Origin of the sequence: Rhodanobacter sp. K2T2 (assembly GCF_013408815.1) — a bacterium.
In the GTDB taxonomy this organism is placed as follows: Bacteria; Pseudomonadota; Gammaproteobacteria; order Xanthomonadales; family Rhodanobacteraceae; genus Rhodanobacter.
Genome location: NZ_JACCCA010000002.1, coordinates 329,712 through 343,754, shown reverse-complemented (window position 1 = coordinate 343,754; position 14,043 = coordinate 329,712). Strand labels below are relative to the sequence as shown.

Here is a 14,043-nt window from a genome sequence, read left to right as displayed (position 1 = left end):
CGTCGCGGTGAGCTGGTCATTGCAATGCCTGAAGCGTCCTCAACTGAGTCAGGCTCGTATCGAGTCGGCCCCCTATATTCAATGACTGCAGTCGCTCCAGCGCCTGTTTCGCCTCTGCTGAGCGATTTTCCGCGGCGAGCATGCGAACAAGGGTGATTTGATAGGCCGGTTCGCTTGGACTTGCCTGGACGGCTGCCATGGTCATGCGCGCGCCCAGCGCCTGATCGTCTAAAACGTTCCACGCATAGTCCCCATAAGTGGCCAGAAGCCGCGCGCTTGGATTGGGATGTGACAGTGCTGCCGCAAAGGCATTTTTCATACGAGTTTTAGGCAGGTCACAATGGTATTCCTGAGCACATTGAGCAAGGGAAGCAAGTGAACTTTCATCCTGTACGCCGGGGGTGCGCGAACTCAGTTTGTCGATCAAGCTGTCCCACCACTCATTTTTCAGCGGGAGCTTCATGCGGGCATTCATGAAGATCAGCGCTTGTTCTGGAAGAATCGTCGATTTAGGCAAGACAGCTGCTTTTTCCAGCGCTCCGTAAGCCAGCTTGGTGAAGGGTGATGCGGGATCGTAGTGTGAATAGATAATGTAAGTACGCCCCAGCTCATATTGAGCGCGGGGCGACATCGACGCGCGGGTTGCCAGATCTTCCGCCAGTCTCAGAGGTTGTCCCCATGCATGTGAGGTAAGCGCCGTAAGGCCAGCCCAGCAGACGATCAGTCCAGCCAAAAGGACATAGCGGGGTAACGCAATGGGAAGCGCGTCGATCGGCTCCAATATTCCAGTGTCACCCACGGTTGCCATCGACCCGATCTTTATTGTCGTGTCCACGGCGGCTACGTCTGCGCCAAGTGCTTCGCTGGCCGCCGATAAACGCGTTCTGAGGCGTGGCGCTGCAAGCAGGGGCACAATCGCCAGTAGCAGGCCAAAGCTGGCAAAGTAGTTCCGATGTTCGTAGATCAGTTCCAGTGGCAGTATGGTGCCGGTCAGCAAATGGCAGCCGAAGAAGAACGCCATACCCAGTGCAACCAGCGGTCGCTTTTTGCGCATGCGTAGCATGAGTGCAAATAGTGCAGTCAGTGCGACTATGCTTACAATGGTACTGGTGGGGGAAAACAAACCGGTCGATATGAGAAAATCGTCGTGATAAAAAGACAATGCATGAGGTGTCGGAAGCGTGGTCCAAATCATGTAATCGACAATAATGCGAGCTTCGCTGAGCAGTCGGGTGCCCAGCGTAAAGTCCCGCGTAGCCCAGTTTTCGGTTTTGAGGATGCCAGGCAAAAGCCAGCTCATTCCAATCACCAGCGGGATACCCAAAACTAGCAAAAACATTCCAATGACGCGGCGGTCAAAGACGTTGTTAAAAGTGGTTGCGTCGGCCGCAGTTGCAGCGGCAAACCGAAAGATGGCCCACTCGACGAGTAAGGCGTAAAGCGGCAGCATCACGGCAGTTTCCTTGGCGAGCACACCAAGCGCGGTCGGTACGGTGATGCTGACGAAGCATAGTATAAAGTTACGGTTTAGAACTGAGGCCTTTCGAATCAATCCGAGTTTGTCTGACATGCCGGCCGATGCCTTAAGCATGAGGCGGCGTCCAGTGACGTATCCGATTAGTCCAAGCAGCACAAATAGATTGGCCATGCTCTCCATGCGCTGTACAACGTACAGCACCGCGGTGAGATTGATGGGCAAGATCATCCAGCATGTCGCAATGAGTGACGCAACCACGCCGGTTCGATTGTTCCAATGGCCGGTCCATGCGGCGGAAGCGAAATCGTCTGCCCGGGATCGTGGCGCTGCAGCTATTCGCAGAAGCGACCGCCCCAGCAAAAAGACCAGCAAGCCGTTCAACAGATGAATGACCAAGTTGGTGAGCTTCATCCAGTACGGAGCGAGACCGCTGGCAAGATAATTGGCGGCAAAGCTCAGTGAAGCGAGCGGTCGCTTGAACTCGCTTGATGAAGAAGAGAGCGCGGCACCGACCAGGCTTGAGAGGCTCGCACTCGTTGGCTGTACAGCATGATTGTCGACGATGTTGGGGTAGTCATCGAATAGATAGCTGCCCGATAGACCTGCGCTATAAATGGCGCTGCAAAAAAGCATGCCAAAAAGCAAGAGACACCAGCACCAATGATCAGTTTGAACAATTCTTTTTGTTCGATTCGCAAGACTCATGGACGGCATTTACCTGAGGGACGGTGTCTTTGGTCAGTGTATCGCGCAAACGTGCCAGTTCTCCCGGCCAGTAATGCTGGCGCTGCAAAACCCAGGCATGCAGTCGACTCATGCCAAATCCCGGGACGACAGCTTGCCTGCGAACGCGTTCGTAGTGATCCAAGTGCGCGAGTCCCTGGCGAGGGAATCCGCTTGAACCGAGCAATGCTGCCTGCTCGAGCGCCATGGAGATTTGCGGATCCTCGTCTAGTGCACGATTGAAATCGAGCAATGCGGTGTCGGGGTCGCCTTGGATAAGGGCAAGGTGGCCGCGTAGATAGCTGATATCTTGCCGGCGTCCATAAACTTCATTTAATTTGCGATTGGCTGCAGCGGCATCCAGGAACATGCCGAGGGTCTTGAACGTCAGCTCAGAACACGCCGCTCTTCCAACTTGATCCATTTCGCGGGTAAACCAGTTGACCAGCAGTGGACCGGTGTCACGCGTAGTGCGCAGTGCCTCGCCGAACGTGATTAAGAAAGCCGGTTCGACCTGGCCAAGTTGGCATTGCGCGTCAAATAGATTCATCGCAAGCTGTGCCTGATCCGGTGCACGGACCAGCGCCCGTTGCAGCCGGGCCACGGCGAGCGCCGGATGACCGGTATTGATTTCGGCCTCTGCCGCATCCGCCTGTGCCCGAGGCGATTCGGGGTTGAGTGCAGCCCAGAGCTGCGTCTGTTCCCTCGCATTTCCCCATAGTGAGGCAAGGGCGTATGTCATAAGGCCTAGCCCGAGCAGCAGCGCACTAGCTAACAGTGGTTTAGCAATACGCCATATTGCAATAGGCTTCCTCGACTCTGTCCATTTTCTGTAATAGGGCGTCGCCTGAAGCAACGGATACGATTCTGCTTTGTATGATGTTGGCGTTAAGCCCAAGCCGCACAGCCATAAAGCTAAAGGCCAGAACATCAGCATCGCCGGCAAATAATTACGGTGTTCGAAATAGAGCTCCAGGGGTACGCTGCTCGATTCCAGTGATTGCCCCGCGAAAAAGAAAAGTATCGCCAGCGCCCATGCGGGATAGCGACGTCGGCATACCCAGGCGCCAAGGATCAGTCCCGTGACGGCAAGCAGCGAAGGTAGCGTAGCTGCCGGTGACCATAGCGATGTCGACGCATGTATTTGATCGTTGAACAGACCTGGCGTGAAGGGGTGCGGCAGCCAGAGCAGGTGCAGGTAATCCATCAGCACGCGCGGTTCGGTCAGTAGGCGCTGCCCGGCTGTCCATGGGCGTACCGAAGAAATCCCATGCGTCAAGCCATACCAGCCTTGGTAGAGGAGGTAGCCTGCCACGAGTGTCAAGGGCAGCCAGCCCAGCAGCAGCATCGCGGAGCGATAGATACGCTTGTGGATACCCGGCACCGCCGGGGAGTTGCTGGTGGCCATCACGGTACCGTCGATGACGATAGCCAGCACTGGTAGCAGGATGCCGTTAGCCTTGCTCAGTAAAGATAGCACTGTGCAACCGACGAGGCCTAGCGTCAGCCAGCACAAGCCGTTCACGGTGTGTCCGCGGTGCATGGCATGGCGCCCTCGCATCCACGCCAGCAGGCCGAGCAAAATAAATGTGCTGGAGAGCATGGCTTCTCGCTGCACAATGTATAGCGTGGTGGAAACCAGGAGTGGATGCATCAGCCAGAATCCGGCACCGAGTACGGCAGCCAGGTCTACCCGAATTGCCAATGCGCCTATGTCCGATTTTTGCGTTTTGGCCATGCTCCGGCCAAGGAGTCGAAGTAGCAGGCTCAGCAATATCCCATTGAAAAGATGGATAAACAGATTGCTGCGCTTGAACGGAAGCGGATCGGCAGGCCAGTCATGGGCGTCAAACAAAAAGCTGAGCATCGCGAGCGGACGCCCCAGCGGATCTGCCGTGCCAGACGTTATGTAACGCCAGAAGGCGGGTGAATTGTCGACGGGGCCGCTAGCGCCCAGGGCCGGCAGATTGGCGAAGTCATCAAATAGAAATCCGCCGTGTAATCCATTGGCATAAATGAGCCATGTTGCAGCGAGCAAAAGAATCACGGCCGGTAGATAGAAAGCTTGGCGGCGCCGCTTGGTCACGTAATCCACTCACCTGTGGTCAGTGATAAAAAGAAAAGCAAAGGGCCACGCTAGGTGGCCCTTTGCTTCCAAATCAACAGGAGATTACTGGCGGCAGGACGTCGGCAAATATGATTTCGCAACCGTACTCGGCGTGCAGCTCCAGGCGATGGAACCACCATTCACGGTCGGCGAAAGGGTGAAATATTTACCACTGATGGCAATATTCGACGAGTTACCAAACTGAGCCTGTATAAGACCGGAAGCTGTGAACGTAACGTTGTTGACATACTTGCCAGAAATTGACGTCGAGGTGGCAGGCAGACCAAGTGAAGCTGGAGTAGCAGCAAACTTGCCAGTATTGGAATAATACTCTGCAACCGCAGTTTTGGCGCCGTCAGTGAGCACAGCACCCTCCGACACCTGAGTGCGGATCAAATAGTTCTGGTAGGCCGGGATCGCAATTGCGGCCAGGATGGCGATGATTGCAACGACGATCATCAGTTCGATCAGGGTAAAGCCTTTCTGCATAGTCTTCATGGTGTTTCCTCTTAATTAACGGATGTAATGCCCCTGAGCCCGGCCACGCAATCCCTAGACGGGACCGGTACCCCTTTAACCCTTGGTCAGAGACGACCAGGAAGCTCTGATTGAATAAAGCAGATTACGTGCCATCGAGAAACTTTTACAACTTTGCGTCGATTTATTACTCGTAACGCTGACACAAATCGCACATAGAGTAGTCCGAGGTAGCCGACTGCTCATGTCTGTTTAAATGATCTCACCGGCGTAACTGGCGAGGCATGCGTTATTTGTCACTTTGTGACGTTTTTGGTCTCCTTGCTTGTGCCGTCTTGGTCCATAGCATCGGCTATCAATCAGGGATGATGACTTGACTTGTTCCATTTGGTTTTAAAAGTGCCTCTATTGACGGCATGCAGTTGGTAAATACAACGGGGACACTTGGGATTTGCTGCAGCTCCAGGAAATTGATCCCCCGTTGTTGATCGCAGACAGCACGAATGTTCCGCCATTGCTGATTTTTGCGTTGGCAGCGAGGCCGAACCTGGCAGTGACTATTCCGCCTGTAACCGTTACAGATTGAACATATTTTCCGCTTATAGAGCTAGGGCTTGCAGGAAGCCCAGCGGACAAGTTGTTGGATGGATAGCTACCAGTATTGGCAAAATATTCCCAGACGGCAGACTTTGCTCCGGCAGTTAGTTCTGCTCCTTCGGACACTTGAGCGCGGATCAGATATATCTGATATGCGGGGATTGCAATCGCCGCGAGAATGGCGACGATCGCCACCACGATCATCAGCTCGATCAACGTGAAGCCCTGCGAATTGGCGTTTTTTTTCATGCGAGCCCCTTTCTAACGAAATCAATCACATTTCGTGCCAGAGTTGCCGAGAAGCCTCGTGACATCCATCACGTTTTAGCCGCAAGTCTGAGAAATCAGCTTACGATGGGACCATCTTTGCCGATGATTTTTCTAGTGCGTTGGTAGTTTGTCCAGCATATCCCTAGCCCAGCTAGGGTAGTGGTGCCGAGCAAAATTTCGAAAGAGCGAAAGGCAATCGAGTAGCGCGGCTCAGCCTGAAAGATCGCGTATACGATGGTGATGAATGTTGTCAGATAGATGACGATGATAAATGCGCTGCGGCCGTAGCGCTCGCGCAGCTTTGGCAGAGGACTTCGCTTTGACCATACGAAAAAAATACTTGCTATCGCTAATAGCATCAATATTTGGTTGATCGAACGGCATACGGAATAAAGGGCTATCCATGGTGATGAATGGCTAAAAGGATCTTTCCTAGTTGGGTAAACGTAGATATCACCTTGGCCAATTCGGATGTCCCAGTCCCAAAGCAGGTCGGGTTTTTCTAGAAGATACCAACGCGCGTACAGCAAAGGATGGAGGCCAAAACGTTCAAGTACCGAACTGGCACCATCAAGAGGAGATTTTTTCAAGTTTTCGTATTCTTGCTGGTAGGAAAATAATATGGATTGCGCCTGGACTTTTTCGGCTGGTGAGCCCAAAAACGACATTCGCCACGCCGGCTGAAACTCCGGCCACGACCCTTGGATAAAGTTAAGAAGCGCACGATCTCGCGGTGAGCTGTCACCTGTTGATGGTGGAATGGTCATGTTTCGTACCGTCCATGCGGCTGGTAAAAGTAATGCGCCGAGGACTAAGGCGCAAACGAAGTTTCGATTTGCTAATTTTAGCCAAAACAGAGATGCCGCCAGCACAATGCCAAATGGCACCAACACGGCGTTTGTCAACGAGGCAGCACCGATGACTAAGCCTGCAATGGCGCCCTGATAGGCGCGTAGGTTTCGGATGGCCAATGCGCAAAGAAGCATTGCCAGTGCGCAGAGAAAGCCAAGCAGTGTCTCGCTGAGCAGAAAGCTAGTTATCACTACGCTATGTGGCCAAATGGCCATAAGTATTCCCGCAAAGAGGGTCCAGCGTGTTGAAAGCCATAACCTTCCTAGCATTGCGGCGAAGGTAACGGTTAGCGAGCCAAGCAACGCCTGACACAACAATACCCCTGCGTACCAGCTGTCACCGGCGCCAAGCTGTTTCATCCAGAGCGCAAGGAAAAACGGATATCCTGGATCGCGGTAACTATCAGGGGTTATGTTTATAGAGCCTGGCGAACTCGAAGAAAATATGCTGTGATTTACCATGTTCCACGCGTAGGAATAATACTGTATCGCATCACCCCTCACGGGGTTAAGTACTACAGCATGATTCACGTAGTACAAGCGCATCGCAATTGCGAGCACTGTTATAGCGATGAGCGATAGAGCCCATTTCCAGCTTTCTTTCTTTTCAAAATTAATTATGGTGTTAGAGAGTTCGGTATTAGTCATGACTGTTACAGCATGGTTATAAATTATATAGAATGAGGTACAAGCAGTTGATCAGGAAGTATGCAGCGAATTGCGCGCTAACGTGTCATCAAAAACATGATAAACGTGGGCACAAGAGCACGGCAGCACAGTGACCAAATCGCTTTTTATTGTTGGCACGCGACGGAGTCATTGCGAATCCAGCGACGTTAGACATGCGTAAGCGAGCTATTTAATCCTTATAAACGCGATGATTGACATTGCCTAAAATTTGTGATGGCGAAAAGAATTAAGGTTATCGCCGCCATTTGTAACGCTTTGAAGTAAAGTTTTCGGCAAAGCCAACCCTCATCAGAAGGCTGTTTTGCCACCAAGAATACTAAGTCCACTAAAGAGCAAGTGGCGTTTGTGTTGCGTCAGTCCGAAAGCGGCGCAACCTTCGCGGAAGTCTAGCGACGTTTTTCAACTGGAAGAAGCAATACGGCGGTCTGGGCGTGTCGGAGCTTCGCCGGCTGCGGCAGTTGGACGAAGAGAATCGCAAGCTTAGGCAGCTTGTGGGCGATCTGGGTCTGGACAAAGCCATTCTGCAGGATGTGCTTCAAAAAAACTCTGAGGCCGTTTCAGCGTAAGACGCTGGCCGGCCACCTTCAGAAAACTTACGGTGCTAGTGTGCGGGTCCTTTGCAGTCATGAGGCTATCCCTGACGGGCTGGACTACCGTCGCCGCCAGCCCGTGCAGGATGCGTCGCTAGTCAAAGGCATGCCTGAAATTACCGAAATGCGGGTGCGCTACGGCACGCGGCGAATTATGTTCTGCTTTGGCGCGAGGGATTGACTGTGAATCACAAACGCGTGCATCGTCTGAATGTACAGGCCGGGCTGCACATGCGTGCCAAACGGCAATATCGTCGTAAGGCCGCCGCGATGCGGCCGGACCGGCCAGTGCTTACAGCCCCCGATCAGCTGTGGAGCACAGACTTTGTTTCCGATACGCTCCTCAATGGTCGTCGCCTCCGAGCACTGACTGTCGTCAACAACGTTACCAATGAATGCCTAGTCATCGAAGTCGCGCATCACCTGCGGCGTGAAGACCTGGTTGCGACACACAAGGTATTCGCAGCGGACGGGCGTTACCGGCGCGCATACAAGCTGATAACGACCCGGATTCATATCCCTAACACTGGATCGTTTCGCTTATGACCACGGTGTGACGCTGGATTATTCCCGACCGGGGAAGCCTGCAGACAACTGCTTCATCGAGTCGTTCAATGGCTCGTTGCGCGACGAATGCCTGAATACGCACTGGTTTCTTTCGCTGGAAGACGCCCGAGAAAAGATCGAGTAATGGAGAGCCTACTACAATCATTTTCGTCCGCACTCGTACCTGGCTAGCAGCGCGCCAGCGTTGTTCGCTGAGACGATACGGATGAACTCCGTAGTGCCGAACTTTTTACATTAGGTCGCTACAGCTACCGGGATAAGGTGAGTGTTTTGCCAACAGCTTGCTTCCAGCCGAGTTCGAGCCTACCGTCGTCATTTTTGGCCAAGTCGAAAATCGCCAATGAAACTTTTGATTGCCGCGCTGCTGTCCGCTTCGCTCGCCACCATCGCGATGGCTACCGATGTAGTCAACACGACCTTTGACAAAACGACAGGACCACATGCCTTCAACATCCGCGACTTAGTGATGATGGATCGGGTCAGTGATCCGCAGCTGTCGCCAGATGGTCGCTATGTTGCGTTTGGCGTGCGCAGTACTGACTACGCAGCCAACAAGGGCGTTAACGCCATATACGTACTGGATCTCGCCTATCGATCGAAGGCGGCTGGCAAGCCGATAAAGGTGTTGGATAACGCCAGCTCGGTGCGCTGGTCAGCAGATGGTCGCAGTCTGTATTACTTGGCGCCAGCCGATGGCGTCGCCCAGCTGTGGCGGCTTGGTCTAGGCAACAGGGACGCGTTCGATCTGACCAAGCATGCCGATGGGGTACAGGTCAGCCACACGTCACTGGATATCAATGAGTACAAACTCTCCCCAGACGCCAAGCATGTGCTTTTGTCATACGAGGTCTTTAAGGATTGCGCGACCCTGGCGTGCACCAAGGCTCGCGTGGATGCGCGCGACAACGACAAAGCTAGCGGTACGCTTTACACCAAGCTTTTTGTGCGCCATTGGGATACCTGGGCCAACGGACGGCGCAATCAGCTGTTTGTCGCCAGCTTCGATAGCAACGGACAGCTTCCGGCCGAGCCAACCCTGTTGAGCCGCGGGATCGATGGCGATATTCCAAGTAAGCCTTTTGGTGACGAGAGCGAATTCGCCTTCGCGCCGGATGGGCGGAGCGTCTATTTCGACGCGCGCGTTGCGGGGGCCAGCGAGCCCTGGTCAACCAACTTCGACGTATATCGCGTGCCAGTGGACGCTTCCTCCGCGCCCCAAAATCTCACCGCTGACAACAAGGCATGGGACGCCTATCCGTTGCCGTCACCGGATGGCAAGACACTTTACTATCTGGCGATGAAGACGCCGGGGTTCGAAGCCGACCGTTTCGCCATCGTGGCGCTCGATCTTGCGACTGGAACAAAACGCGAGGTCGATCCGCGCTGGGATCGCTCGCCCGGTAGCATGACCATCTCCGCTGATGGTAAAGCGCTTTACGCCACGGCCGATGACGAGGGACAGCACCCGCTGTTCGCCATCAGCACGACGAATGGCGAAGTCACCCGGCTCTCGGGCGCCGGTGCGGTGGAGGGTTATTCGCTGGCTGGCGACAAACTGCTGATGGCCAGAGACGATCTGAAGCACCCGGCCGACCTTTACCTGGCCTCCGCGGCAGGCTCGCATCCCAAGCAGGTCACGCATTTCAATGCGGACGATCTGAAGAACGCAAAAGTTGGTGATGTAGAGTTTTTCAAGTTTCCGGGCTGGAACAACGAAACGGTGCAGGGTTATGTGGTCAAGCCTGTCGACTATCAGCCGGGCAAGACTTACCCCGTGGCGTTCATTATTCACGGGGGGCCGCAGGGGGCGATGAACAACGAGTGGAGCTACCGCTGGAATCCCCAGACCTATGCGGGTCAGGGCTTTGCGGTCGTGACGATCAACTTTCATGGTTCGACTGGATACGGGCAGGCCTTCACCGACGCGATCTCAGGCGACTGGGGCGGTAAGCCGCTGGACGATCTGAAGCTGGGCTGGAAGGCGGCGCTTAGCAAATACAGCTTTCTCGACGGCAACCGTGCCTGCGCTCTGGGCGCCAGCTATGGCGGCTACATGACGTACTGGATTGCCGGCGTGTGGAACCAGCCGTGGAAGTGCCTGGTCGACCACGATGGCGTGTTCGACTCGCGCGCGATGTACTACGACACCGATGAGCTGTGGTTCGAAGAAAAGGAAAACGTCGGTACGCCTTACGATCATCTGGAAAACTACGAGAAGTTCAATCCGGTCAACCACGTCAAAGACTGGCGCGTGCCCATGCTGGTTATCCACAGCGGTAACGACTTCCGTATTCCGATTACGCAAGGGTTAGGGGCGTTTACCGCGCTTCAGCGGCGAGGTATTTCCAGCGAAATGCTGACCTTTCCGGATGAAAACCATTGGGTGCTTAAGCCACACAACAGCGTGCAGTGGCACGATGCCGTCAATGCCTGGCTGCAGCAGTGGACAGGTCGGTCCAGTACCGAAAAGCCTTGACCTGAGGGCCATAGGTATTTTCGTAGTGCTGGCCGAATGTTGAAGGTGATCTATAGCTGATGGCTTCATAAGTGGCAATCAGCGTGATGGTTGGGTCAGCTGCTGATTTTTATCGGCGTCTAATGCTGGCCACTCTTGCGTCCTTCGCCAGTCTCTTGCAGAGCTATTCGATTTAATTGTTGAACGCTAAGCGATATAAGGCCGGGAGGCGTTCGCGCTAGGCGGTAGCCGAGGCGTAACGCATACATTCGATTTATTTGAAGCGAGCTAAACCACGAATTGCGGGCTAATTTTGTTGACTAGTGTGCAAAGTCGATTTTGCATTTGGGGAAATAATTTTATTCAGCGCAGCACGCTTGGCATCGCGTTCGCTGGAAGGAAGCATAAGGATGCCAACATCCCCAACCTTTTGCGCTTCGTCAGTTTTGCCCTGCAGAGCTAGCGCAGTAGCAAGAGAAATTCGCGGTTGAGGATCGAGGGGTTCAAAACCTACTGCTGCACGCAGCGCTCCCTCGGCATCGTCCAGTTGGCCCAGCTGAACAAGCATTTGACCCGTAGTCAGCAGATACGTACCAAACATCTTTTTGTCCACCATAACTTCCTTCGAGTTCTTCACTCGGTTCAAAGCCTTGGCCGCATCTTTAGGATTGTTTTCACTGATATCCAGAATGGCAGCATTGAGCATGCAGTTCGTGCAGTCCGTACGCGCCGCGATCAGCTTGTTTATGAGTTTGTGGGCGTTGGCATCATCCTTCGAGTCGATGTAGGCGCTCAGTAAGCCGTCATAGGCTTCGACGGAGCTAGGATATTCGGCAACCGCCCAGCGCCATAGATTCACGTTGTTTGACCACAGCGGCAATGTTGAGCGAATGTTGATTACTGCAATAGCGAGCCACAATAGACCGATGGATGCCAACACGAGCGGACCTGACTTACGTAAATTTCTGGGGTCTGAAATGCTCATAAGTGCGAGAGGAATCATCGGGCATACGCATGCCAGCGCCGTCATGGCGTATCGCTCGTGATAGAGGCTGCTGTCGAAATTCGATGAAGCGACATGCAAGACAGGAAGCAAGGCCGCAGTCACTACAAGAATCATGCACCCAATCTTGGGTGAACGCGTGACAGCCAGATACAGACCGGTCAAAGTTAGGCCGATTGCCGCTGTATCGGTTACCAGTGCCTGGAAAGAAACATGATTGAACTGCAGCTCATCAATGGGATGAATAGGGCTCATTGCGGTCATGGGCAGGAGGAGCGTCTTCCAATAATGCATGTAGAGGAAACACACCTCCTGCAATCGGACGAATGCTGATAGAGAGCTTGGAGTGAAGGGATCGACTATTTTCCCAAGCGCCCAGTGTCGAAATGCCAGGTAGCCAAGGCCGGCTACAAATATGGCGAGGTATACCGGCCAGTTTTTTTGTATGAGAGCTAGAATATCGGAGCGGAAACTTTGATTGGACTTCTTGTCGATTAGTAGCCAATCGAAGACCAGTAAAATCAACGGAAACGATACCGCTGCTTCCTTGGCGCAAGCAGCCATAAAAAAAAGGAGGGCAATCGTCCCTGCGCGTAAAAGAATGTTTTGAACGCGCAAGCGCGCCAGCAGCCCAAGAAGTATGAGTGTCGTAAGAACCAGGTCAAACTGGCTGCCGATCCACGCGATAGGCTCGATGAGCACCGGGTGGATTCCGTAAAAAAGCATAGAGCCGGCGGCGAAATACATTCGCTTGGCGGTCGCTTGAAAATTCGGAAATGCATATTCAGAAAGCAGTAGCGAAACTAGCCCTACGAGAAACGTATTTATCAAATGCACGAATAGGGAAAAAGCGTGCATAGGACCCGGCGCGCCGTTGAAAAGGCGGACTTGCAATGTAAAGAGTGCGACCCCTATCGGGCGAAAATAATTCGTCCAATAGTTGAAGTCTTTGAAAATATAGTGCCTCCAGTCGTCCCCGCTGGTTAGCCAAGCTTTCTCTTGAAAATCGACCACGTCATCCCACACGAAACTTGCGTGAGTGACTGGCCAATAGAGGATAGAAATCAGAGCGAGGATGGCGATCGAAAACGTCGCGAAGCCGTGGTTGTATTTGAATCCGTTGCGCATTGATCTCCCCAGTTTTGCTGACAAAGCGCGTCGCATAGATACGCCTTAAATTGACGAGCTAATTGGCCCCGTGAGCTTGCGTTGGCTTTATAGCCACTTTGCCCTCTTAAGGCCGATGAAAAGTCCGATGACGACGACCGCTACGACGCCAACGACGGCGGGATAGGCCCATGGTTGAGCGAGCTCGGGCATGTGCGTGAAGTTCATGCCGTACCAGCTGGTGATGAGGGTGGGAGCGGCGAGCATGGCGGCCCAGCCGGCCAGCTTTTTCATCACTTCGTTCTGGCCGAAGGTGACGAGGGAGAGGTTGACGTTGATGGCGGCGGCCAGCATTTCGCGCATGGCGCTGATGGCTTCGTTGACGCGGAAGACGTGGTCGTACACGTCGCGAAAATAGGCGCGCAGCTCTTTCGGAATCAGGTTGGGATGCAGTCGCGTGAGCTGGCTGATGATGTCCTGCATCGGCGCGACGGCGAGGCGCAGCGTCATCAGGTCGCGCTGCATGTTGTACAGCCGCCTCACCGTGCTGCGTTTGAAGGTTTCGGCGAAGATGTCTTTTTCGAGCTGCTGCAATTCTTCGCGGGATGCGCGCACGATCGGCAGCAGGTTGTCGACGATGAAATCGAGAATACTGTACAGCGCGTAGCTCGGGCCGAGCGCCATCAGTTCGGGCGTGTGTTCGCAGGCGCGCCTGGCTGGCGCGTAGGAAAGCGATGCGCCGTGGCGCACGCTGACCAGATAGCGGGGCCCGAGAAAAATATGGGTCTCGCCGAACGCGAGGTTGCCGTCGATCTGCTGCGCGGTCTGCACCACCAAAAACAGCGAGTCGCCGTAGGTTTCGATCTTGGTACGCTGATGGGCGGTGTGCGCGTCCTCGATGGCCAGATCGTGCAGGCAGAATTCCTCCTGCAGTTTCAGCAGAAGTTCTTCGTCGGGCTCATGCAGTCCGACCCAGACAAAGGTATCGGGTTTGGCCAGCACGTCGCTGATTTCATCGAGCGTGACGTCGCCGATCCGGCTGCCGTCTTTCCGATAGGCGATGCAGTTGACCACCATCTGCTTTTCAGCCGACGGCGGCGCGGGTGGGACCGGACTCATCAGGTTCATG

The 14,043-nt window shown here is 54.0% G+C and carries 8 protein-coding genes and 1 pseudogene; 2 read left to right on the top strand and 7 right to left on the bottom strand.

The window, feature by feature from the left end:
* Positions 1–16 precede the first annotated feature (16 nt).
* The 5 genes from HDE78_RS04980 to HDE78_RS04960 all read right to left on the bottom strand — a co-directional run bounded on the left by HDE78_RS04980 (position 17) and on the right by HDE78_RS04960 (position 7,150).
* Positions 17–2,110: a hypothetical protein gene (locus tag HDE78_RS04980; protein ID WP_179477575.1), complete on the bottom strand. Its 2,094-nt coding sequence runs from the start codon at positions 2,108–2,110 to the stop codon at positions 17–19.
* A 31-nt stretch (positions 2,111–2,141) separates the two neighbouring features.
* Positions 2,142–4,286: a tetratricopeptide repeat protein gene (locus HDE78_RS04975; RefSeq protein ID WP_218862040.1), complete on the bottom strand. Its 2,145-nt coding sequence runs from the start codon at positions 4,284–4,286 to the stop codon at positions 2,142–2,144.
* A gap of 84 nt (positions 4,287–4,370) precedes the next feature.
* A complete protein-coding gene (locus HDE78_RS04970; RefSeq protein ID WP_179477410.1) occupies positions 4,371–4,805 on the bottom strand; it encodes a pilin in 435 nt (144 codons plus the stop codon).
* Positions 4,806–5,189: 384 nt separating this feature from the next.
* Entirely contained in the window at positions 5,190–5,630 is a 441-nt protein-coding gene (locus HDE78_RS04965) for a pilin (RefSeq protein ID WP_179477409.1), read from the bottom strand.
* Positions 5,631–5,725: 95 nt separating this feature from the next.
* Entirely contained in the window at positions 5,726–7,150 is a 1,425-nt protein-coding gene (locus HDE78_RS04960; protein WP_179477408.1) for a glycosyltransferase family 39 protein, read from the bottom strand.
* 378 nt (positions 7,151–7,528) lie between these two features.
* Between HDE78_RS04960 and HDE78_RS04955 the strand changes: the two are divergent.
* Positions 7,529–8,587, top strand: a pseudogene (locus HDE78_RS04955) (IS3 family transposase).
* Positions 8,588–8,689: 102 nt separating this feature from the next.
* Positions 8,690–10,825, top strand: coding sequence for a S9 family peptidase (locus HDE78_RS04950; protein WP_179477407.1), 2,136 nt, complete (start codon positions 8,690–8,692; stop codon positions 10,823–10,825).
* Between the two features lie 286 nt (positions 10,826–11,111).
* Here HDE78_RS04950 and HDE78_RS04945 read toward each other — a convergent pair whose 3' ends face one another.
* Both HDE78_RS04945 and HDE78_RS04940 read right to left on the bottom strand, forming a co-directional pair.
* Entirely contained in the window at positions 11,112–12,935 is a 1,824-nt protein-coding gene (locus HDE78_RS04945; protein WP_179477406.1) for a hypothetical protein, read from the bottom strand.
* 87 nt (positions 12,936–13,022) lie between these two features.
* Positions 13,023–14,042 (bottom strand): magnesium and cobalt transport protein CorA, encoded by a 1,020-nt coding sequence (locus HDE78_RS04940; protein WP_179477574.1) that lies wholly within the window; start codon positions 14,040–14,042, stop codon positions 13,023–13,025.
* Between the last annotated feature and the right edge of the window lies 1 nt (position 14,043).

Bases quoted from the DNA above. Each gene is read 5' to 3' on its own strand.
- HDE78_RS04980 (WP_179477575.1), bottom strand. From the start codon at position 2,110: ATGCTTTTTTGCAGCGCCATTTATAGCGCAGGTCTATCGGGCAGCTAT.
- HDE78_RS04970 (WP_179477410.1), bottom strand. From the start codon at position 4,805: ATGAAGACTATGCAGAAAGGCTTTACCCTGATCGAACTGATGATCGTC.
- HDE78_RS04965 (WP_179477409.1), bottom strand. From the start codon at position 5,630: ATGAAAAAAAACGCCAATTCGCAGGGCTTCACGTTGATCGAGCTGATG.
- HDE78_RS04960 (WP_179477408.1), bottom strand. From the start codon at position 7,150: ATGACTAATACCGAACTCTCTAACACCATAATTAATTTTGAAAAGAAA.
- HDE78_RS04950 (WP_179477407.1), top strand. From the start codon at position 8,690: ATGAAACTTTTGATTGCCGCGCTGCTGTCCGCTTCGCTCGCCACCATC.
- HDE78_RS04945 (WP_179477406.1), bottom strand. From the start codon at position 12,935: ATGCGCAACGGATTCAAATACAACCACGGCTTCGCGACGTTTTCGATC.
- HDE78_RS04940 (WP_179477574.1), bottom strand. From the start codon at position 14,042: ATGAACCTGATGAGTCCGGTCCCACCCGCGCCGCCGTCGGCTGAAAAG.